This is a genomic window from Devosia geojensis (assembly GCF_000969415.1).
GTDB classification, from domain to species: Bacteria; Pseudomonadota; Alphaproteobacteria; order Rhizobiales; family Devosiaceae; genus Devosia; species Devosia geojensis.
In genome coordinates this window covers 1-22,407 of sequence record NZ_JZEX01000024.1, presented here as the reverse complement: position 1 = coordinate 22,407, position 22,407 = coordinate 1, and the positions used below count along the sequence as shown (strand labels likewise).

At 64.2% G+C, this 22,407-nt stretch carries 19 protein-coding genes; 2 read left to right on the top strand and 17 right to left on the bottom strand.

All coding sequences use genetic code 11. The annotated features are described in order from the left end of the window. From katE to VE25_RS01615, 17 genes are all read right to left on the bottom strand, one after another. Complete coding sequence (gene katE, locus VE25_RS01690) at positions 1–2,112, bottom strand: catalase (RefSeq protein WP_152664475.1); 2,112 nt, start codon at positions 2,110–2,112, stop codon at positions 1–3. Between the two features lie 248 nt (positions 2,113–2,360). Beyond that, entirely contained in the window at positions 2,361–3,938 is a 1,578-nt protein-coding gene (locus VE25_RS01685) for an oleate hydratase (RefSeq protein ID WP_046106852.1), read from the bottom strand. A 284-nt stretch (positions 3,939–4,222) separates the two neighbouring features. Continuing rightward, on the bottom strand, positions 4,223–5,284 hold the full coding sequence (locus VE25_RS01680) for an ABC transporter ATP-binding protein (protein ID WP_046106851.1): 1,062 nt from the start codon (positions 5,282–5,284) through the stop codon (positions 4,223–4,225). 25 nt (positions 5,285–5,309) lie between these two features. Beyond that, positions 5,310–6,209, bottom strand: coding sequence for a carbohydrate ABC transporter permease (locus VE25_RS01675; RefSeq protein WP_046106850.1), 900 nt, complete (start codon positions 6,207–6,209; stop codon positions 5,310–5,312). Between the two features lie 3 nt (positions 6,210–6,212). Next, complete coding sequence (locus VE25_RS01670; protein ID WP_046106849.1) at positions 6,213–7,106, bottom strand: carbohydrate ABC transporter permease; 894 nt, start codon at positions 7,104–7,106, stop codon at positions 6,213–6,215. A 61-nt stretch (positions 7,107–7,167) separates the two neighbouring features. Next, positions 7,168–8,469, bottom strand: a complete 1,302-nt coding sequence (locus VE25_RS01665; protein WP_046106848.1) for an ABC transporter substrate-binding protein — start codon at positions 8,467–8,469, stop codon at positions 7,168–7,170. 82 nt (positions 8,470–8,551) lie between these two features. After that, a complete protein-coding gene (locus tag VE25_RS01660; protein ID WP_046106847.1) occupies positions 8,552–10,201 on the bottom strand; it encodes an MGH1-like glycoside hydrolase domain-containing protein in 1,650 nt (549 codons plus the stop codon). 6 nt (positions 10,202–10,207) lie between these two features. Next, complete coding sequence (locus VE25_RS22595; protein WP_152664474.1) at positions 10,208–10,432, bottom strand: hypothetical protein; 225 nt, start codon at positions 10,430–10,432, stop codon at positions 10,208–10,210. Positions 10,433–10,717: 285 nt separating this feature from the next. Then, a complete protein-coding gene (locus tag VE25_RS01655) occupies positions 10,718–11,146 on the bottom strand; it encodes a DUF1284 domain-containing protein (RefSeq protein ID WP_046106846.1) in 429 nt (142 codons plus the stop codon). Beyond that, positions 11,143–11,727, bottom strand: a complete 585-nt coding sequence (locus tag VE25_RS01650; RefSeq protein ID WP_046106845.1) for a biotin transporter BioY — start codon at positions 11,725–11,727, stop codon at positions 11,143–11,145. Before VE25_RS01650 ends, VE25_RS01655 begins: the two co-directional genes overlap by 4 nt. Before the next feature lie 93 nt (positions 11,728–11,820). Then, the gene (locus VE25_RS01645) at positions 11,821–12,477 is read right to left on the bottom strand and encodes a GntR family transcriptional regulator (RefSeq protein WP_046106844.1); all 657 of its coding nucleotides are present in this window, start codon (positions 12,475–12,477) and stop codon (positions 11,821–11,823) included. A 115-nt stretch (positions 12,478–12,592) separates the two neighbouring features. Continuing rightward, positions 12,593–14,524: an ABC transporter substrate-binding protein gene (locus VE25_RS01640; protein WP_244466843.1), complete on the bottom strand. Its 1,932-nt coding sequence runs from the start codon at positions 14,522–14,524 to the stop codon at positions 12,593–12,595. A gap of 24 nt (positions 14,525–14,548) precedes the next feature. Then, on the bottom strand, positions 14,549–15,439 hold the full coding sequence (locus tag VE25_RS01635) for an ABC transporter ATP-binding protein (protein ID WP_083988659.1): 891 nt from the start codon (positions 15,437–15,439) through the stop codon (positions 14,549–14,551). After that, positions 15,436–16,248 (bottom strand): ABC transporter ATP-binding protein, encoded by an 813-nt coding sequence (locus VE25_RS01630; protein WP_046106842.1) that lies wholly within the window; start codon positions 16,246–16,248, stop codon positions 15,436–15,438. Before VE25_RS01630 ends, VE25_RS01635 begins: the two co-directional genes overlap by 4 nt. Further along, complete coding sequence (locus tag VE25_RS01625) at positions 16,245–17,090, bottom strand: ABC transporter permease (protein ID WP_046106841.1); 846 nt, start codon at positions 17,088–17,090, stop codon at positions 16,245–16,247. Before VE25_RS01625 ends, VE25_RS01630 begins: the two co-directional genes overlap by 4 nt. Before the next feature lie 7 nt (positions 17,091–17,097). Next, the gene (locus tag VE25_RS01620) at positions 17,098–18,096 is read right to left on the bottom strand and encodes an ABC transporter permease (protein WP_046106840.1); all 999 of its coding nucleotides are present in this window, start codon (positions 18,094–18,096) and stop codon (positions 17,098–17,100) included. A 30-nt stretch (positions 18,097–18,126) separates the two neighbouring features. Further along, the gene (locus VE25_RS01615; RefSeq protein WP_046106839.1) at positions 18,127–19,242 is read right to left on the bottom strand and encodes a glycoside hydrolase family 172 protein; all 1,116 of its coding nucleotides are present in this window, start codon (positions 19,240–19,242) and stop codon (positions 18,127–18,129) included. Between the two features lie 344 nt (positions 19,243–19,586). Here VE25_RS01615 and VE25_RS01610 point away from each other — a divergent pair, with 344 nt between their 5' ends. Then, entirely contained in the window at positions 19,587–20,591 is a 1,005-nt protein-coding gene (locus VE25_RS01610) for a LacI family DNA-binding transcriptional regulator (protein WP_046106838.1), read from the top strand. Positions 20,592–20,812: 221 nt separating this feature from the next. Further along, positions 20,813–22,138, top strand: a complete 1,326-nt coding sequence (locus VE25_RS01605; RefSeq protein WP_046106837.1) for an extracellular solute-binding protein — start codon at positions 20,813–20,815, stop codon at positions 22,136–22,138. Positions 22,139–22,407 lie beyond the last annotated feature (269 nt).

The window sequence follows — 22,407 nt, the reverse complement described above, 5'->3', positions numbered from 1 at the left end:
TTATTGGTTGACCCTGGTTTTGGGCTCGCGCTCCCACAGGCGCAGCTTGCGGCACGTCGATAAAAAGCGCGCCAGAGAATCCTCGCCGTCGATCGCCACCACGCCCTCGTCCATCATGGCCATCATGTTCGTCTTCTCAAGGAGAGGCATCGCACCCTGGACATAGCCGATGAACTTGCAATGGGTGAAAGCGTCCATGACGAAGTCCAGCGCCGCGGCATCACCCGCGAGCTTTGCCGCTTCCGCTTCTGAGGCGAGCAGCACCACGGCGTCGAAAAGAACGGAAGGCCCGCCTTCGATGTTGTGGTTGGCCTCGATCGACGTCCCGTCGCTGCCCACGACGCCGCCAACCGTGGGCGCGACGATTTCGACTGTCGCTCCCTCGGACATGGCGAGCTCCTTCAGCCTTCGCAAGAGCGTCAACTCGGCACCGTCCGTGACCAGAACGCCGATCTTGCGGCCCTGGATGCTGTCTGGCCCGTTCCTGAGAATGCTGAGCGCAGGCGAGGGCTGCAGGTCCATGCGGGTCGGCACGGCAGCGTCGGCCGGCGCCGGCATTTCCTTGATGCCCAGCTTCGTGGCGACCTTCCTTGCCATCTCCTCGTCGATGTTGAGCAGATGCGAGACCATTCGAATGCGGATCGCTGGCGTCTCGACCTTGCTGATCTCGAAGGTGAGGGCGCCGATGATGTGGTTCTGCTCGGTCTCGGTCTGGCTGATGTAGAACTGTCGGGCCTGGCTGTAATGGTCGGCGAAGCTTTCGGGTCTGACGCGCAGCTTCTGCCCCTCGATATCCTCAGGGTAGGCGACATGGCCGCGCTCCGGCGACTCGCGCGGCCCCTCGCCCCAGGAGTTGGGCTGGTAGTTGGCGCGGCCGACCGGATTGCGAAATGCCATGTGCCCGTCCTGCTGGAAGTGGTGCATCGGGCATTTCAGCGCATTGACCGGCAGATGGCTGAAATTGGTGCTTCCGAGCCGCTTCAGCTGCGTGTCGAGATAAGAAAAATTGCGGCCCTGCAGGAGTGGGTCGTTGGAGAAATCGATGCCGGGCGGCACGTTCTGCGTCATGAACGCCACCTGCTCGGTATCCATGAAGAAGTTGTCGGGCATCCGGTCGAGGACCATGCGGCCGATCGGCCGCGTCGGCAGCACCTCCTCGGGGATGATCTTGGTGGGGTCCAGTACGTCGAAATCGAAGCTGTCCGCGAACTCCTGGTCGAACAGCTGGACGTGCAATTCCCATTCCGGGAAGTTCCCGGACTTGATGGCGTTCCAGAGATCGCGGCGGTGGAAGTCGGGATCGGCGCCGTTGATCTTCACCGCCTCGTTCCAGACCACCGACTGCAGGCCGAGTTTCGGCTTCCAGTGGAACTTGACGAAGGTCGACTTGCCCTTGGCATTGACGAACCGGAACGTATGGACGCCAAAGCCCTGCATGAAGCGGAAGGAGCGTGGAATTGCCCGGTCCGACATGACCCACATGATCATGTGCATGCTTTCCGGCATCAGGCTGATGAAGTCCCAGAAATTATCATGGGCCGCCGTCGCCTGCGGAAAGGCCCGGTCCGGTTCCTGCTTGATGGAATGGACGAGATCGGGGAAGCGGACCGCATCCTGGATGAAGAAGACCGGGATGTTGTTGCCAACCAGGTCCCAGTTGCCCTCCTTGGTGTACATCTTGACCGCAAAGCCGCGCACGTCGCGGGCAAGATCGAACGAGCCTTTGTTGCCCACAACAGTCGAGAACCGAACGAAGAGCTGTGTCCGCTCTCCGGGACGCTGGAAAAGGTCTGCTCGCGTGATGTCGGCGAGCGACTCGTAGTTCTCGAAATAGCCGTGGGCGCCGTATCCGCGGGCATGAACCACGCGCTCGGGTATCCGCTCGTGGTCGAAGTGGAACATCTTGTCGCGGAAGTGGAAGTCTTCCATAAGCGTCGGGCCGCGCCGCCCGATCTTCAGGGAGTTCTGGTCGTCTGAAACGGGTGTGCCGAACGCGGTGGTCGTGGTGGGCGTGTCGCCCTCGGCCACCTGATGCAGTTCACCGCCTTCGCCTCGCTGAATGCTCAGGTCGTGAATGGCCGTGTCGCTTCTGCCTGCCTTGGCCATTTCCATGCCTCCCGCTGGATGTGGACGAGCTTCGCGCAAGCTTGCCTGCGCTAGGACCCAACGGACACGGGAACAAAATTGTTCCGACGACATCAGCCGATGCTTCCGACCCCCGCGCCAACGCCCTGATCGCCGCGGCATTGGGGTGCGTCGAGGCGACGCTCGCCGCGTGGACTGCAAGCGATCAACCGCAGGCCCTCTCGGAAACCCTGGACCGCGCCATGGGCGCGATCCGCTGATCCACCGGCAGCCGCCTACTTGCGATGAAGCATCTTGAGCGCGTCGAATAGGATGCGCGGGTCGTGCTGCCCTTTGTAGAACGGCGAAACCTCCCGATCGAGGCCGAGCAGCCCGAAAACGGCGATCTGCGCCGAACGCACCGAATATTCGACGGTGAACACGACGTCGTCGGGTATTTCCGTGTACTGGCCGATGAAGGCCAGGTTCTTGGAGCCGGCCGGAATGACCTGCGGACGGTCCGTGCCGGTGCGGGGCATGAATTGGCTGGTGATGTACGGCATCATCGCCGGGATGACGATCGAGGTGTCGCGGATGTGTTCCATCTTCTCGGCAAAGCGCAGGTGCAGCAGGATTTCCTCGAGAATTTCCCGCCCCGTGCAGTCCGACATCTTCTTCTGGACGAAATTGCCGACCTTGTCCGGGAAGAGGCCGTAGCCCCACCAGACCCAGGTGCCTTTCGGCTGTTCGTAGTAGTGCGGCTGGTGGTTCAGCACCACCGTCAGCAACCAGTTGGAATCCTTGATGGTGACGAGCCCGCCCTTGCCGGCTTCGCTGCCCGAGAACGCCTCGAGCAGGTCGAAGAAGGTCGAGTCATGGGCGGTGACGGTGATCGATTCCCATTTGGACTTCCCTATATCGGTACAAAAAGCCGCCGGACGTCCGAAATCCGGCGATTTCGCCGCGAGGCGCTGCCACAGCGTCCAGGAGCCGCCTTGCTTTTCCGTCTGCAGGGAAGGTGCGGCTGTGGACGAACCGTAGGTCGTGTCGGCGGTCATGCTGCCATTGGTGACGAAGACGAGATCGTCGGGCGACAGGTTGATCTCGCCCTCCTCGCCGTCGGCGAGATAGCGGATGCGGGTGGCGGTCTTTTCATTGCCGTCGACGGCAACGTCGATATCGGTCACCTCGGCGCGCGGACGGAAGACGACGCCGTGCTCCTTCAACCAGCCAACGATGGGCCGCACCATGGCGTCGAACTGGTTGAACTGGGTCCGGTAGATTCCCGCCATCGTGTCGATGGTCGAGAAGAGATGCGTGAAGCGCAGGCAGTAGCGCTTGAATTCGACCGCGCTGTGCCACGGCTCGAAAGCGAATGTGGTGCACCAGATGAACCAGAAGTTGCTCTCGAAGAATTCCGGCTCGAACCACTCATCGATGCTTCGGGTGCCGAGCGCAGCCTCCGGCGTGGCGCAGAGATTGACGAGGTCGAGCCGATCACGCTCCCGAAAACCCAGGTTGGCCACATCGACGATCGAGCCGCCCGAAACCAGCCTCGCCTTGTCGTTCCAGAAGAACTCCTGATGGAATTCCATGAGCTCGTCTTTGGCGGATTTCTTGGGGTCGCTTATGGACGGGATGAACGACAGCAGGTCGTAGGTGCAGTTGAACTTCTCCTCGAACATGCGGCCGCCGCGCATGGAGTAGCCGTGCTCCGGATCGCCGCGCGCATCGAGGCTGCCGCCATAGCCGTCCTCCTGCTCGAGGATGACGATGTTCTGCCCCGCAAGTCCCCCTTCCTTCACGAGATAGGCGGCGGCGGCTAGTGAGGCTATGCCGCTGCCGACCAGATATGCCTTCGTGGTGGCGCTCATCGTTCATTCCTCTTCATATCCGCGGAGCAGGATGAATCACATGAGCGGTCGGGACAGGGCCTAAGCGTTCAAATCGATCCTGATCCCGATTGATAATGTAAATATAGAACTGAGAGATGGATTTGAGCATTCGTGAGAGTTTGGATCAACTCAAACTTTATACAAAACAGTGAAATATAACTTCACATCGTGAGCTTAAGACATTCGATATAAGTATATTTTCCAATTGACTTGGATGAGCGTGCAGAGCCGGGAACGTTATTCCTTCTCTTCCTCCACTGGTTTCATGTTCCGATCCTCAGCCCCTCGGCATCGAAATAGTGTGCCTGAGCGGCGCTGATCGAGAGAGTGATCGGCTCACCGTTGTGGATCCTGGCGTCCCCCGGAGCCTGCACCAGCAGGCGCTCGCCCGAGGGCAGGGTGACGTAGACGAAGATTTCGCTGCCGAGATACTCGACCAGCGACACCTTGCCGGGCACGCTGAGCGCGCCGCCGTCGCCGATGGCGATCTGCTCCGGCCGGATACCGACGCTGATCGATCCTTGCCCCCTGACGCCGTCCGGCAGCTTCAGCGTGCCGATGCCCGCGATTTCGGCCGTGTCGCCCCTGGCTGTCGCCTCCAGCATGTTCATCTTGGGCGAGCCGATGAAGGTCGCGACGAACCGGTTGCGCGGGAAGTTGTAGAGCTCGTACGGCGTGCCGATCTGCTCGACGATGCCCTTGTTCAGCACCGCGATGCGCGTCGCCATGGTCATGGCCTCGGTCTGGTCGTGGGTGACGTAGATCATCGTCGTGCCGAGCCGCTGGTAGAGCCCGGCGAGCTCGACCCGCATCTGCACCCGCAATTCCGCGTCGAGGTTGGAGAGCGGCTCGTCGAAGAGGAAGAGCTGCGGCTCGCGCACGATCGCCCGGCCGATGGCGACGCGCTGCTTCTGTCCGCCCGAGAGCTGGCGGGGCTTGCGCTCCATCAGCGGCTCGATCTGCAGGATGCGCGCCGCATCCGCCACCCGCCGCGCGATCTCGTCCTTCGGCATTCTGAGGTTCGTCAGCCCGAAGGCGAGATTCTTCCTGACGCTCATGTGCGGGTAGAGCGCGTAGGACTGGAAAACCATGGAGAGGTTGCGCTGGCTCGCCGGCAAGTCGTTGACGATCTTGTCGCCGATGCTGATCGTACCGTCGTTGACCTCCTCGAGCCCGGCGATCATGCGCAAAAGCGTCGACTTTCCGCACCCGGATGGGCCGACCAGCACCAGGAACTCGCCCGAGGCGACTTCGAGGTCGATGCAGTGGATGACGGGGACGTTCCCGTACGCCTTGACGACTTTGCTCAGCGTAACCGATGCCATTCAGGTGTCCTTGATTGAAAGCTGCTCACTTCATCCCGCTCATGGCGATGCCGCGGATGATGAGGCGCTGGAAGATGACGAAGAAGAGGATGATGGGCAGGATCGAGAGCACCGACATGGCGAACATCTGTCCGTATTCGGAAACGCTGTCCTGGCTGAGGAACATCCGCAGCGCCAGCGGCACCGTGTAGTCCTGGATGTCGTTGAGGTAAACGAGCGGCCCGAGGAAGTCCTCCCACGTCCAGATGAACGAGAAGATCGCCGCCGTCGCCATCGCCGGGATCGAGAGCGGCAGGATGATGGCCCAGTAGATCTTGAATGGCGAGCACCCGTCGATCATCGCCGCCTCGTCGAGCTCGCGTGGCAATTGCCGGAAGAACTGGATCATCAGGAAGATGAAGAACGCGTCCGAGGCCAGGAACCGCGGCACCACCAGCGGCAGGTAGGTGTTGACCCAGCCCAGCTGCAGGAAGGTCAGGTATTGCGGGATGAGCACGACATGATAGGGGATCATCAGCGTCATCATCATCAGCGCGAACCAGAAGGTCTTGCCGTTGAACTCCAGCCGCGCGAAGGCATAGGCGGCGAACGAGCACGAGATGACGTTGCCGATGACCGAGAGCACGGTCACCACCGCCGAGTTCCAGAAGAAGTTGGTGAAGGAGACGGGCAGGGCGTTCCAGCCCTGCGTGTAGTTGTCCCACTGCGGGTCCGCGGGCAGGAGCCCGAGCTGGCCGAAGATCTCGTTGTCCGCCTTCAGCGAGCTCGCCAGCATCCAGAGAAGCGGATAGATCATCACGAAGGAAGCCGCGATCAGGAAGATGTGCTTCAGAAACGCCGCGCGCCGGGCGCGCTTCGCCCGGGCCTCGCGGAAAGCGGCGGCCATGATGGCAGTGTCCGTGGCGGAGGCTGTCGCGTCGGTCATGGCTCAACCCCTCTCGTTCTCGTAGTGGACCCAGTACTTGCTGGTCCAGAAGGCGATGGCGGTGAACGCGGCGATGATGACGAGCAGCACCCAGCCGAGCGCCGAGGCATAGCCCATGCGGAAGTACGAAAAGGCCTCGTTGAACAGGTAGACGGTGAAGAACAGCAGGCTGTCGAGCGGCGCCCCGCTGCCCCCCGAGATGATGAATGCGCCCGAAAACGACTTGAACGCTTCGATCATCTGCAGCACCAGGTTGAAGAAGATGACCGGCGCCAGCAGCGGCACGGTGATGGCGAAGAACTTGCGCACCGGCCCGGCCGCATCGATCTCGGCGGCCTCGTAGAGGTCCTGCGGAATGGCGCGCAGGCCGGCGAGGAAGATCAGCATCGGCGAGCCGAACTGCCAGACGGCGAGCACGATCAGCGTCCAGAGCGAATAGCGCGGGTCGGAGAGCCAATAGGGACCGTCGCCGCCGAAGAACCGCAGGACCGAATTGATGACGCCGTTGTAGTCGAAGAGCTGCCGCCAGAGGATGGCCACCGCGATCGATCCGCCGAGGATCGATGGCAGGTAGAAGAGCGCCCGATACCAGCCGACGGCGCGGATGCCCTTGTCGAGCAGCATGGCGACGGCGAGCGCGAAGATCAGTTTGGCCGGCACCGAGACGACGACGAAGGTGAACGTCACCTGCAGCGACTTCCAGAACCGGTAATCGAACTCGAACATGTACTGGTAATTCTCGAGTCCGACCCATTGCGGCGGCCGCACCACGTCGTACTGCGTGAACGACAGGTAGAGCGAAGCCAGGATCGGGAAGATCGACAGCAGGAAGAAGCCGACGAGCCACGGGGTGAGGAACACATAGGCCGGGGCATTCTTGCGCAGGAACTTTTGCATGCCGGTGCTCCGTTCGATTTGCGGAAAGCCGCCGGGCCGCAGCCCGGCGGCGAGAGGTTCGTCAGCCCGCCCGGCGCAGGATCGCCTCGGCCTGCCGCAGGAAGTCGGTCGCGGCGTCGGAAATGTTCACCTGGTCGAGCAGCACGCCGACGGCGATGCGCTCGAAGGTCTGCTCCACTTCGTTGGCCCCGCTCGGCGGCGGCGGGGGCAGGGGCATGGTCTTGCCCTGGATGTTGTTGAAGAACTCGACCGAAACGGCCGCTGCGCCCTCGAGGGTCGGCGCCAGCGCCTCGCGCACCTGCGCATTGGAGGGAATGCCGCGTTCGAGGCCCAGCGCCTCCGTCATCTCCGGATCGTTGACGAAGCCGTTCATGTAGGTGACCGCCGCCTCGGCATCGACGGTGTCGCGCGACAGGCACACGAATTGGCTGGGCTGGACCACGGAGCCGGGGATCATCTCGGCGGTGTTGGGGTACATCGCGGCGCCGAGCGCATCCTGCATCAGGCCTTGCGCCCCGACGAGCTGGTTGGACCAGGCATAGGAGGTCGCCGACTGGCCGGTGACGATCCCCCATTGCGACATCTCGGCCCCGACAAGGCCTGCCGTGGCCGGGCCCGGGGGCGTTGCGCCCGCGTCGCGGATGTCCTTCCAGATGCTCCAGTATTCCTCGACGATCTCCTGCGTCACGCCATAGGCGCCATCGGCCGTGTAGAGCTCGGCGCCCTTCTGGCCGACGAAATCGGAGAAGTTCTGGTAGTCGGCGGTGTTATCGTCCGTGCCCGCCACGCCCGTCGCTTCCCTGACGGCGACGCCGATGCGCTTGACGTCGTCATAGGTCCACCCATAGGGGTCGAATCCGTTACCCGGGGTGATCCCCGCTTCCTCGTAGAGGCGGGTGTTGTACATGGCCATGTGCGAGTTGGCGCCGATCGAGAGCGCATAGAGCTTGCCGTCGACGGTGCCCGCCTGCAGCGCGCTTTCGTCGAACTGGCTGAGATCGAGGATGCCGCCGGAATACTCGTCGAGCGGCAGGATCGCGCCGCGCTGGATGTATTCGAACATCACCCCGTACCCCATCTGGATCACGTCGGCCATGTTGCCGCCGGCGATCTGGGTGGTGAGGCGCGTGAAATAGTCGGCAAAGCCGAGCGTCTCGCCCACCACTTCGATGTCCGGGTGCGCCTCGTTGAAGATCTCGATGACCCGGAAGGTGCGCGCGTCGCGATCCGGATTGCCCCACCAGAAATGGCGGATGCGCCGGTTCTGCGCGAAGGCCGGGCGGCCGAGCGCCGAGAGCACGGCGGCGGAGCCGGCAGCGCCGGCGGCAGTGTATAAAAAGCGTCGTCTGTTGAAGCGGCTCATGGTTTCCCTCCCATTTGAGCTACGTACGTCAAGTCTGGTTGGTTCTCACCCGCCGTTCCTGCCGGCGGTGGTTTCTGCTCCTTCAGTAAGTCGGCGGCACCAGGTCCGGCCCGTGCACGCGGGTGAGCTGGCCATCCCTGAAGCGCAGCTCTTCATTGGGCCCGATGCGCAATTCCACGCCGCCTTGCGGCGTGCTGAACCATCCTTCGACGGTCGCCGCGCTGAGGCCGACGAGCGACTGGACGGCTCCCGCGCGGTCGGTGACCACCCGCACGCCGGCCGGCACGGCGAAAAGCACCTCGCTGTCACGCAGCGCCGTGCATCCGCTTGCCGAATTGACGAGCTCGAACGTGCGTCCCTCGACGATGCGGCTGTAGGCCGTCGCATGGGCGGCGTACCGATGCTCGCCCGCATCCGGCACCAGTCCGTTGAACCAGAGCTCTCCGTCCGGCCGGGGTTGGATGCCGCACAGCCGCTCGACGAAATCGAGAAGGCAGAGGATCGCCGGCGAATAGGCTTCGGTGTAGCCCTCGCGGCCCGTGAACGGGTGCAGCGTCTGTGCAAAGCGTTCCGACCGGAAGAGGGCCGCGAGCGTCGGCTGCAACACCCAGGTCAGCTCGGTGAAGCGGCGATGGTGCTCGAAGGCATGCGGCGTGCGGATCAGGCTGAGGAAATTCGTCGGGCCGGACCAGCTGTTGTAGTCATAGGCCGGATCGAACCGCGGATCATCAAGGGCGATCGAGGTGAACGGATACTTGGCGAAGAACTTTCGCGTATTGAGCAGGTAGCGCTCGAGCGCTTCCGCAAAGAACGCATCGTCGCCGATCTCGCACGCCAGCACCCGCAACAGCACGTCGGACTGCACCTTGACCAGCCGGCCGAGCCGGTCACGGTCATAGAAGAAACCATCCTCCGCATCGAAGCTCTGCTCGTAAAGCGCCGCCTCGCTGCGTTTCGCCTTTTCCCGCCATTCACCGCCATCCTGCCCCAGTTCATCGGCGATCAGCGCCAGGTATCGCCGCTGGCAGGCAACATTGGCGGTCAGGTCGGGCGCGATGAAGGGCAGGGTGGGGTGGTGCGGGTTCCAGGCCTTCGGGTCGTTGCCATAGGGCGAATCCGGCACGTGCCAGAACCGTGCCGAAAGGTCGTGTCCCGTGTCATAGGCGCAGAACGCCTCGACGCCGCCGGTGCCTCTCGTATCGCGCCATTCGGCGAGCCACGCATCGTTCCAGGCCATGGCCGCATACATGCGGGAGAGAAAGGACCTGTCGCGGCCGTTGAGGCAGTAGTGAGTCCACACCGAACGGGCCAGCGGCGTCACGGTCTGGATTTGCGAGAAAGCCGGTCCGTTCGCCGTGAGCTTGTAGGGAAAGAGCCCGTCCTCGCGCTGGTGCTGCGCGAAGCCCATGAACGTCGTCTGCGCGACGGTCGGCACGAAACGCGCCAGCAGCTCGGCATTGATCGTGCCGGTGCTTTCCAGCCAGCAGCCGAGATAGACGCCGCCTTCGTTGAGGATCGGCGTATCGCCGCCCGCCGGACGGATGCAGGCGAGAAGCTCGCGCACCGCATCGTAGTAGCGGGTTTCCATCTCCGGCGAGGAAGCGGCGAATTTGACGCCCGAGCGTATGAACTCGTCGAGGGCGCCGGCCTCGGCATCTGACCGCACCGGGCCGACCCGGCTCGCCAGATCGGTTGCGCGCAGTTTATCGAGAAGGCCGGCAGACATCCGCATGGCGGCTCAGGCGCCGCCGCCGGGCATGCGCGAGCGCCACGCGGCAAGCGCACGGATCATTCGCGCGACAGCCGTCTGCACACGGTCGATCAACCAGGCCCTCCCCATTTGCCCGCAATCGCGGGTGAACGCCACCAGTGCTCCGTTGAACCGAAGCTTCGAGGATCGCGGAAGAATGGAAAAGGCAATGACCTGTCCATCAACCGCGACCGTACAGTTGAGGTCCTTCACGGGTCACCCAGAAGGTCGAAACAAGCACCGGCCCTTGGTTTCGGTCAGGCCAGCGAAGTTCCGCGTAGCGCACGCTTTACCGACATACCGTGGCTGGGCGCGAGGCCCATGACGTGTCTCCGGCCATTCTGGGGAATGGGTCCGCTCGGACAGGCGCAATGTTTGTGCGGAACGCGAAAGATGTCAACGGATTTTCGTTGCGCAGCGAAGTGTTGTCAGGAATAGCCCTTATGAATCAACGATGTATGTCACCGTAACTTCCATACTAGTTCGTGAGGCGACCGGCTACTCCGCCGCCCGCACGCGTGTTCCGGCATAGCCGTTCGCGGCAATGGAACTGCAAAGGTCGCTCCATTCGCACCCGAGGCAGGCCTCGCGCGTGCGCCCCGCGGCAAACGCGACCCTCATGCCGAGCAGGAGTTCCGCGTCAAGCTCCACTTCCGTTCCCGGCGGGATGGGCGTGTTCAACAGCTTTTCCAGGTCGCGCGCGGCGAGCCTGTCGCGCTCGGTCACGCTCTCACGTCGGCAATGCGGCTCGTCACCCGCGAGCAGGGGCGCGCAGATATCGTCCGGCCCATCGACGATCCGGATGGCCTCGCCCCCGGAAATCCGCCCCGCGATCACGTCGTAGTTGGCCGTGAACGCGGGGTTGTATCCTTTGCCCGCATAGGTCAGCAGGCAAAGGAGATGGTGGGGCCGCAGGCGGACTGTCATGCGGCGCGGGTCTTGCGCGCGAGAAGCGCGAGGACTGCTGCGCCGAGGGCGGACTTCAGCACCGCGCCGACGAGGAACGGCGTGACGCCATGGATGATCGCCTGTTCCGCTCCGATGAGGACAGCGAGCCATGCCGCGCCGAACGCCAGGCATGCTGCATTGCCAGCCAGCATGCCGGCAAAGGCCAGAGCCGGGCGGTTGCCGTTCCAGCCCTTCTCGGCCAGCCAGTCGACAATCGCGGCCGCGAGCGGGAAGGCGAAGAGATAGCCGGCGGTCGGGCCGACGAAGTGATGCGCGCCGGCAGCTCCCCCCGAAAGGACGGGCATGCCGAGCGCCGCCTCGACCAGCCACGCCGTGACAGTGACCGCGCCGAGCCGCCAGCCGTAGAGCGCGCCGATCAGGGTCACGGCGAAGGTCTGCATGTTGACCGGGACCGGCACCATCGGCACCTCGATATAGGACGATGCGGCCAGGAACAGCGTGCCCAGGATCACCGCTCCGACGCGCCAGGCGACCGGGCGGCTGTGAAGATCGAGGGGGCTGTAGACCGGCTTTAAAGCCTCTGCGCTTGCCTTGCTCATCTGAAGTCTCCTTGCGGCAGAAATAATAGATAATTTCGAGATTCTATCGCTAAAGGAGTCCACAGATGGCGGCGGATGGCAAGTGCGTGATTTTCAGCGGCGTCCTGTTGTGGAAATCGGGCCCGATTTCTGGCCTTTCTGCCCCGTCCACTGCACGTGCCGCGCCAGGACCAGCGCGGCCGTGTCGACGTCCCCGGCGCGCAGTGCGGTGAGGATCGTCTTGTGGTCGCGGTCGGTGGGCGCTTCCCATTCCGCCCGCCAGCCGGAGAACAGGAACCGGGCGCTCGCCGTGTGCAGGTCGTCGATGGCCTTCAGCAGTCGTGGCATGCCGCACGGCGCAAGGATGATGCGGTGGAAGGAGCGGTTGGCCTCTTCCCAGGCCTGGACGTCGCCGGCGTGGTCGCCGGCCCGGTTGGCCTCCTCGGCCCGGTCTAGGATGGCGCGGGTCAGGTGCGGAGCGGCGTTGCGCAGCGCCAGCACCTCGAGCGCCGCCCGCATTTCCGCCACTTCCCGTACCTCGTCAAGGCTGAAGCCCGCGACGCGCACCCCCCGCCGCGGCTCGCTGACGACCAGCCCCTGCGCCTCCAGTCGCCGGAACGCCTCGCGCACCGGCACGTGGCTCGCCCCGAATTCTTCGGCGATGTGGTCCTGGCGCAACCGTGCGCCGGCCTCGATGGCTCCCGAGATGATGCGGTCGGCAAGCGTTCGGCTGATCCGCACCGCGATGGTGTCGTCTTTGGCTGTGCTCATGTTTTATAGATAATTCATCGCCCGATCGTCCGTCGACCAAAAGATGAAGCCCCGCTGCATGAGCGGGGCTTCCTGATCGACCGAACGGAACGCGCGGGGGAGGTATCCGCTCCGCCTATTCGGCCGCAGCCGGTTCGAGCCGGGCGGCGATGAACTTGAAGTTGCTCCACCACCACCACGGACCCTCGTAGTAGTTGTCGGCCGACGGGTAGTTCGTCCAGTAGGTCTCGTTGACCGGCACGAACTTGGAGGTGCCGAACATCTCGATCACCGGCAGGCCTTCGACCAGCTCCTTGAGGATGTCGGTGCCAAGCGGCACGATCTGCTCGTCGTCGGCCGGGATCGCCCGCAGCTCGTCGATGAGCGCCGAGAGCTCGGCATCGACGTAGCGGCCTTGATTGTGCGAGGCGGGCATGCCGTTCTCGCGCACATAGTCCTGGTGCCAGGCCTCCATGCGCACGAACAGGTCCGGCGTGATCGCGCAGGACGAGCCCCAGTAGGAGCCGACCTCGTAGGCGCCGGTGTTCTCGGCGGTGAAGAACGCGCCGGCCTGCATCTGCTGCACCTGCGTCGGGATGCCGAACTGCGTCCACTCGTTGGCGACCGCAAATGCCAGGCGCTGCGACTGCACCTCGAAATCGGCCGGCGCCAGGATGTTGATGGTGAACGGCGTGCCGTCCGGCTTCATCCACTGCCCGCCATTGTTGGTGAACCCGGCCTCGGTCAGGAGCTTGGTCGCCTGCTCGGGGTCGTGCTTCCACCAGCCGACGCCGAGGAGCTCGCGCAGTTGCTCCGGATCTTCGGGAATGCCTTCGACGCCCTCGGCCCGCAGCTGCTCGCCGAGCTTGATGGCGTAGTCCGGATCGAACGGCTGGTAGCCGTCCTCGAGCGTGAACTCGGTGAGCCACTGCGCCATCGGCTGATGATAGGTGTCCATCAGCACGGTCGTCGGCGGAATGGCGAGCGGGGAGGCGCGCATCATGCCCGAGAAGGTAGCGATGCTCGCCCGCTGCGCGTTGATGGCGAGCGCCAGGGCCCAGCGGGTCTTGGCGTCGTCATAGGGCGCGATCGAGGTGTTGAAGTGGATGCCGCGCTCGCACGGGTCGTCGAGGTTGGCATAGGGAAAGTCGGTGAACCAGGCGCGCACCTTGTCGTTCTGGTTGCGTAAAATGTCGAGGCTTTCCGGCGAGATGTCGGTCAGGATGTCGATGTCGTTGGCCGCCATCGCCAGCACGCGCCGCTCCTCCGTGCCATAGCTGCGGAAGAGCATGTATTGCGGCTTCGGCTCGCCGATCATCTGGCCGACTTCGGTATTCTGCCAGTCCTCGCGCTTCTCCCACAGGAACCAGGTGCCGTTGGGGTCGTGGTCCCTGTACTTGTAGGCGCTGATCGTCACCGGCGGGAAGTTGGTGAAGGTCGCCGGATCCTCGTTCTCCCAGATGTGCTTGGGCACGACGTGGAACGCGTTGCCGTAGATCACCGAGCCCAGCACGATGGCGAGGCGCGGCGTCGGCCGGGTGGTCTCGATCTCGACCGTGTAGTCGTCGACCTTGGTGACCGAGGCGATGGCGTCGGTGAAGGCGGCGCTGTAGGCCAGCGCCGGCGTGTCGCGGATCATCTCGGCGGTGAACACCACGTCATCGGCCGTAAACGGCTGTCCGTCGCTCCAGGCCAGGCCCTCGCGCAGCTTGACGCGGAACTGGGTGTATTCGTCGTTCAGCGCTTCCGGCATCTCGGCGGCAAGGCCCGGGATCTGAGTGCCCTTGGCCGTGTCGATGTCGTAGAGCTGCGAGAGCGCGACCTGGTGGAAACCGTGGCTCATGGCCACGCCCTGCTGGTACATGTTCATGTTGGTCGGGTTGCCGACGCGCGCGTTCAGCATGTCGACGATGAGCGTTTCGGCGCGCGGTGTGCCGACGTCGGTCATCTGCTGGGCGTAGGCCGCCGGGGCGTAGCCGGCGAGCACGGTGCTGCCGAGCGCGGCGGCCAGGCCGAGCGCCATCAGAGCGCCTCTGGCGCGCTTCTCGAATAGGGGACTTGTCGTCACGTTCTCCTCCTCTGTGACTGGGAACTAGAAATGGTTCTGCTGGTGCTTTCCCGCACTCTTGCCGTCCCGCGTGCGCTCATGGGCGTAGCGGCGGTCGATCTCGTCGAGCTCGGCCCAGCGTGCCCCGATGGTCGGGATCGCCGCCATCAGCTCGCGGGTATAGGCCTCGCCCGGATTGGCCAGGATGTCGCCGGGCGCGCCCTGCTCGACGACGCGGCCGGTGTTCATGATCGCCACGTGGTCCGACAGGTAATAGGCCGTCGACAGATCGTGGGTGATGTAGATGAACGAGACGCCCTTCTCGGTCACGATCTGCCGGAAGAGGTTGACGATGGACATCCTGAGCGACGCATCGACCATCGAAACCGGTTCGTCGGCGACGATCAGCTTGGGGTTGGGGATCAGCGCGCGCGCCACGCTGATGCGCTGCAGCTCCCCGCCCGAGAACTGCCGGATGTACTTGCCCCTGATCCGCTCGTAGCTGAGACCCACAGAGCGCAGCGCTACATCGGCCGATTCCCTTGCCTGGCTTTCATTGCGCGCAACCTTGAGGTTGAGCGCGGTGCGGGTGAGATAGGCTTCGATCGGCAGGTAGGCGCTGAACGCCTCGAACGGGTTCTGGAAGATCGGCTGCACCAGTCGGCGGAATGCCAGGTTGTCGATGCTTTCCTTGCCGTTGAGGGGCTTGCCCATCAGGCGGATCGTGCCCGTCGTCGGCTCGACGAGCCGCAGGACCATGCGCGCCAGCGTCGTCTTGCCCGAGCCGGACTCGCCGACGATGGAGAAGACCTGCGGCGTTTCCGGCAGGGTGAAGCTGACGTCGTCCACCGCCTTGAACGAGTGGCCGCCGAAGAACCCGCCGCGCTTGTAGACACGGCCGACGTTCTCGACTTCGAGCACCGGCACCCCGCTCATGCGCGTGCCTCCCGGCGTTCGCCGTCGATCCGCGGCAGCGAGGCTATGAGGGTCTGCGTGTACTCATGTTTGGGGTTGGCGAAGATTTCGGCCGTCGGCCCCATCTCGACGATCTTGCCCCGGTGCATCACCGCCAGCCGGTCGGTGATCTGGTAGTGGACGCCGAGGTCGTGCGACACGAGGACCAGCGAATTGCGCAGCCGGCGCTGGATTTCGACCATCATCAGGAGGATCTTCTTCTGCACCACCACGTCGAGGGCGGTGGTCGGTTCGTCGGCAAGGATCAGCCGCGGGTTGACGAAGGCGGCGATGGCCACCAGCACGCGCTGGCGCATGCCGCCCGAAAGCTGGTGCGGGTAGGCATCGAGCACGCTTTCGTGGAGGCCGAAGCCCTCGAGGAACTTGGCGATCCGCGCCCGCAACGCCGCCCGGTCGCCTTCGCGCTCGCGCTTGGGTAAGCCGTCGACCACCTGCTTTTCCACCCGCATCAGCGGGTTCAAGACGCTCATCGAACCCTGCGGGATATAGCTGATCTGGTCCCACCAGAGCTTGCCGAAGTCGCGGCTCTGCGCTTCCGTCACCACGCCTGTCCGCTCGTCTTCGAACCGCCCGGTGACGGTGCCGCCGGCGATCCGCAGGCCCGTGGAGAAGTCGCCGTAGATGGCGCGCATCAGCGTCGACTTGCCCGAGCCGGACTCCCCGGCGATGCCGAGGATCTCGTTGTCGTTGATGGTGAGGGTCACCGCGTCGACCGCCTTGACGAAGGCGGTCGTGCCGTAGCCGACGGTGACGGTGTCGACGGTGATCATACGCTCATCCTCCGGGCGGCGGACTGCATGGAAAGGCCCGAGGACACGAGGAAGAGGCCGATGAACATGAGGACGATGGCAACGACCGGCGCGCCGACCCAGATGTAGCGTTCGGCCAGGAGCGCTTGGTAGTTGATAGCCCAGTAGATCATGGTGCCGAGCGTCGCCTGCTGTGCGCTCGAAAGCCCGATGACGGCCAGCGCCGACTCCGTCGAGATGCCGACCAGTACCGTGTTGATGAAGTTGGCCGCCGACCAGCCCGCGATATAGGGGAAGATGTGGCGCACCAGGATGCGTACGCTCGATTCTCCTGAGAACCAGGCGACGTTGATGAATTCCCGCTCGCGCATGGTCAGCGCCACGGCGCGCACCTGCCGGGCAGGGTAGGGCCAGTTGAAGAGCGCGAGTGCGATCCCGATGATCGGCAGCGCCAGCTGACCGCCGAAGAGCGCCGCCATCAGGATGAGGATCGGCAGCGTCGGGATGCAAAGGAGCGCATCCATCAGGAACGACAGCACCCGGTCGACCCAGCCGCCCGCATAACCGGCCGCGAGGCCGAGGAATACCCCGATCACGGTCGAGAAGAACGCGACCGTCAGGCCGAGGATCAGCGAGTTCCTGAGCGCCCAGGTCAGCAGCCAGAAGATGTCCTGGCCGAGGCTCGTGGTGCCGAGCAGGTAGGTCGCGCTCGGGTTCTGGTTGCGGGGCGCCGTATACCAAGTGAGCGGATCCGACGGCGCGAACCAGGGCAGAATCACGCCGACGAGGACGAAGAGGGCAACGAGCGCGATCCCGAGGTAGAGCCGGAACGGCGCGTTTTCGAAGAACTTGAGGAAACGCATTTTCAGGTCACCGGTGCCGGATGCGCGGGTCGATCAGCGGGTAGATGAGGTCGATGACCATGGTCGCCGTGGCGACGGCTATGACCGAGAGGCTGATCGTGCCCATGAGCAGGTTGAAGTCGCCCTGCAGCACCGCCGAGTAGATGAGGAGCCCGAGGCCCGGATAGTCGAAGAGGATCTCGGTGATCAGCGAGCCGTTGAACATCAGTCCGATCTGGAGCGCGAGGAACGTGATCTGCGGCAGGATGGCGTTAGGCAGCACGTAGTGGGTGAGGATGCGTCCGTCGCCCAGGCCCTTGAGCCGCGCATAGCGCACGAACTCCTCCTCCTTTATCGCGGTGGTCTGCGCCTTGACGCTGATGACCCACCAGCCGAACACCACGATGACAATGGACGCGCCCGGCAGGAACGAATTCCAGAGGATCGAGGTGACGAGGTCCCAGCTCCACGGCGCGCCGCGAATGGTCGTCGTCAGCGGAAAGATCTTCCACACGTACGAGAAGAGGATCGAGAGGACGAGCGCCAGGATATAGTACGGGATGGGATAGAGGCAGATCGCGATGCCCTCCATCACCCGCGAGCTCGTGCCTTCAGGCTTCCAGCCGGAGAGAAGCCCGACGAAGTTGCCGAGCACCCAGGCGATGAGCGTCGAGGTCAGCAGCAGCCCGAACGTCCAGGGCAGGGCGTTCATGATCAATTCCATCACCGGCGTCGGATACATCGACAGCGACGGACCGAAATCCCCGGTCAGGAGGATGCGCTTGATGAATGCCCAGTACTGCTCGAGCAGCGTTCCGCTGAGCCCGAACGTATCGGCGAGGGATTCGCGCAGCCGGTCGACCTGCGAGGCGTCCATATAGGCCCCTTGCGAGGCGACCTTGGCGAGCATCGCCTCGATCGGGTCCGTCGGCCCGAGGCGCGGCACGAAGAACAGCACCGTCAACCCGAAGACGACGACGAGCAGATAGACGACGAGCCGTCCGGCGATGTAGCGCAGCAATCGCATTGTCTTGCCTCTCCGCTGATCGCGCCTCCGTCAGATGATCTCGAGGTAGTCGCGGTCCGGCAGCTCGGGGAATGGCGCCGTCGGCAGCGTCTGGTACCAGTAGGCGACCGAGGCGATATCGTCCTGCAGCGGCAGGTAGCGCCGGTCCTTCTTCTCGGTCCGCCAGCCGAGCGCCTGGATGGTGACGCGCAGGTCTGCGTCGAACCGGATGGGATCGGGAATGTGCCAGCGGTACATGCCGAAGCGCTGCTGCGACTGATAGGTTCCATCCGGCCGCAACACCTGCGGCAGGCCCGCATAGGGGGTGGTGAACTCGCGGTAGGCGCTCTCCATGTTCACGTCGACGACACCGCCGTCGAAGTTGTAGGCGCCGCAGAAATAGTCTTCCGTGCCGGTGCCGCAGATGGTCGGGAACGGACCGTCGCCATCCATGAAGAACTTGATCTCGCCTTCGCCCCACCAGCCCGAATTGTTGACGCCCCAGGCCATGTAGGTGCCCACGTACTGGCCCTTGCCCTTCACCCCGTCGAGGATGGTGTAGTCTTGCTTGAAGGGCAGGGGATTGGTGCGGCGGAACTGGGCGTGGAAGTAGGCCGCGTCCTCGGGCACGTCGTTGAGGGCGTAGTTGATCTGGTAGTAGATGATGCCGCTCGAGTCCGGATCGCGGTTCTCGATCGTCACCCGCGCGCGCTTGCGGAACGGCATCTGCCAATAGCAGTTGAAGGCGCGCCCCGGATTGACGCAGACCGCCAGCGAAGTGACCTGCGCGAACCGGTTCCAGCCCGAGCAGAAGAAATCGCCGACCGGCGCCTCCACCGATGGGTGCTCCTGGTCGTCCCAGTAGATGCGCAGGATGAGGTCCCGCCAGCGCAGGATAGCGCTTGTCAGCCAGATCTGCTGGATGGCGCCGGGGCCTTCGATATCGGCCAGCACGCGCGTCTCGCCCGGCTGGATCTCGATCGAGGGCGAGACCTTCCAGCCCTGGCCGAGGCCGCGTGCGCAGTTGGCGCCGGTGCCTTCCGTCGCCATGCCGCCCTTGCCCTTCTCGCCGGTGAAGTTCTCGGGCGAGATCGAGCGGGTCTTGGCGTCCGACAGTCGGTAGAGATTGCCGATGTTGACGTCGAGGCCGGAGAAGGGTGCGTTCATTTGGACAAACCTGTTGGGTCGGCGGCAAAGGCCTGCGCGCCGGCTGAAATGCGGGTGGTGGAAGGTGGATCGAGAGTCGCGGCGCCAGGCGGCGGCGACATGAAGCTGACGCGGCTACGGGCCGCGCGCCACTCGTCTGCGATGCAAGGGCTCTCTCCCTGGAATTCTTGGCCGCCGGATGTCTCCGGCGACACAGGTCCTCTGCGCTCGCGGCCGTTCCGGCTCGTCGAACGGGACTCACCATAACAGGCGGTTTCGGTTTTGCAAATCAATTTGCAAACCGATTTGCAAATCCATTCACAAACCGAATTGCCAGCGGCCTTTACGGATGCTAGCCAACGGCAATGACAACGATTTCCAAAGTCGCCGAGCGGGCAGGGGTGTCGCGCACCACCGTGTCGCACGTGCTCAACCACGCCGACCGGGTTTCCCCGCATCTGCGCGAGCGGGTGATGCAGGCGATCACCGAACTGGGCTACGTGCCCAACCCCCAGGCGCAGAGCCTGCGAACCGGGCGCACCAACATCATCGCCCTCTTGATCCCCGACATCCGCAACCCGTTCTACCCCGAGATCGTCCAGACCGCGCAGTCCGACCTCGAAGCGGTCGGCCTCGACACCATGGTCTTCAACTCCGACGTGCCCGGCGGCCATCCGCAAGAGCACAACCGGGAGTATCTGCGCCAGTTCCGCTACAAGCGTGTCGACGGCCTCATCGTTGCCGCGCCCGCCCTCCACGGTATGCACGACGAGTTGCTGAGCATTGACCTGCCCACGGTCTTTATCGGCCAGCTGAACAACCGCTCCGTCGACAGCGTCAATGTCGACGACCATGGCGGCGGCTACCTGATGGGGCGCTATCTCGCCGGCAAAGGGCACAGCCGGATCGCCCATGTCACCGGTCCCGCCTATTTCTCGGAGGCGGTGGCCCGCGCCGACGGCTTCGAGCGGGGACTTGCCGACAGCGGCGTCGCCATCGATCCGGCACTGCGTTTCGAGGGCACCTATCTCGAGCCCTCGGGGATCGCCGCCGTCGAGTGGCTGCTCGACAGCCACCGCGACCACATGCCGACGGCGATCTTCTTTGCCAACTACCTGATGGCGATCGCCGGCCTCGCCGCCCTGCACGACCGGGCGCTGCGCGTGCCGCAGGATATCGCCGTCGCGGTCTTCGGAGACCAGCCGTCCATGGACTATGTGCGCCCGCGCCTGACCCGCGTCGGCCGCACCCCGTCCGAGCTTGCCCACCGCGCCGTCGCCATGCTCATCGAGCGCCTCAACGGCGCCTATGCCGGAACGCCCCGCCTCGAAGTGCTGACGAGCGAACTGCACGAGTTCGACAGCGCCTGATACCTCGCTGTGCTGGCCGCGGGGCCTCGCTTGTAGCCCGGAGTACGGGTCCGCCTGGCCTGGCGCATTGTCAAGTCCTTGCAACGTTGCACTTTTCCACGCCACGCGTATCGCCGGGGATTGCAACGTTGCAATTTATCGGCCAAGCTTCCCCCGGCGCTGAAGAGGGCGGCGCCGTGAAACGCCGCGAAAAAGCGCGGCTTGAACCCTGGGAGGAGTTCATGATCGATCGGAAATTGCTGACCACCGTTACCGCGATTTCGCTTATCGCCGCGACAGCCATGCCGGCGCGTGCCGAGGTCTCCATCATGTATGCCGAATGGCTTGCTTCGCTTGTCGAGCCGGGCATCGAGGCGTTCGAGGCGGAGACCGGCGAGACGGTCAACGCCATCAAGCTGCCCGGCGACGGCTACGACCAGCGCATCGCGCTCGACCTGTCCGCCGGCACCGCCGCCGACGTCGTGCAGATGGACAGCTTCATGGTGTCCGAGCTCGCCTCCGCCGGCTATCTCCATCCGCTCGACGAGCAGGCGGCCGGCTGGGACCAGTACCAGTACTACCTCGAGGGCCTGCTCGACGTCGCCTCCTACGAAGGCAACGTTTACGCGCTGCCGACCGATACCGACGTGCGCATGCTCTGGTACAACAAGGCCGTGTTCGCCGAGGCCGGCATTCCCGTGCCGTGGGAGCCCAAGACCTGGCAGGACGTCATCGACACCGCCCAGACCATCAAGGATGCAACCGGCATAGAGAACGCATTCATGCTGCCCGCCGGCACCAAGCAGAGCGAGGCGGCCACCATGCAGGGCTTCTACATGGCCCTTCTCGGTGCCGACGTGCCCGAGGACGACCGTAACCGCCTGCGCAACTGGGCCGAGGGCAAGTGGATCGGCGACAGCCCCGCCATCCGCCGCACGCTCGAGCTCTATAACGAGGTCTACAACGAGCGTCAGCTCGGCACGGCAGCCCTCAACTACGCCACCGATATCGGCGCGGCCACTCGCGAGGCGTTCCTTGCCGGCCAGGTCGGCATCCTCGCCTCCGGCTCGTGGGAAAACGTGTGCATGTGGGACTGCAACGGCGTCAACGTGCCGTCCCAGGCGGAACGCGATGAGATCATGGGCTGGACGCCCTGGCCGGGCTCGGGCGAGCCGGGCGCCAAGGCGACCACCAACATCTCGGGCGGCTGGACCATCGGCGTCAACGCCAACGCAGCCGACAAGGATCTCGCCTTCCAGCTGGTGACCACCATCTTCGATGCCGGCAATTTCGGCGAATGGACGGTCGCCAACCGCCGCATGGCCGTGCGGACCGACATCGCTGAATCCGAGGCTTACGCCTCCGACACATATCTGGCCGCCGCAACCCAGCTCGCCGCCGATACCACCGGCCGCGACACCTATCCCGGCTACCAGGTCGTTTCTGCTCTCGTCCAGCAGATGACCGCCGATATCCTCGATGGCGTCAGCGTCGAGGATGCGGTGGCCGAATATCATGCCGCCCTCGTCGACGAATTCGGCGAAGAAAACGTCATGACCTACGAATGACCTCCTGACCTCCCGAGGCGGCGGCGCTTTCGGCAGAACGCCACGGCGCCGCCGCGTTTTTTCCCGGAAAGTTTTCGCAGGCGTCCGATCATGCCGCAGGACGAACATCGCCAAACCGCTGGTATCATGGGATCAACCCCTCCAATCCTCCGCCGTCAATGCGTAGGGGCGGCGGCTTTGGTGGGATGTTTCCACGAGCACAATGCGCCTCCCTCCCCCTTGAGGGGAGGGAATGAGGGTGGGGGTGGTTCAGTGGATCACCGATGGAC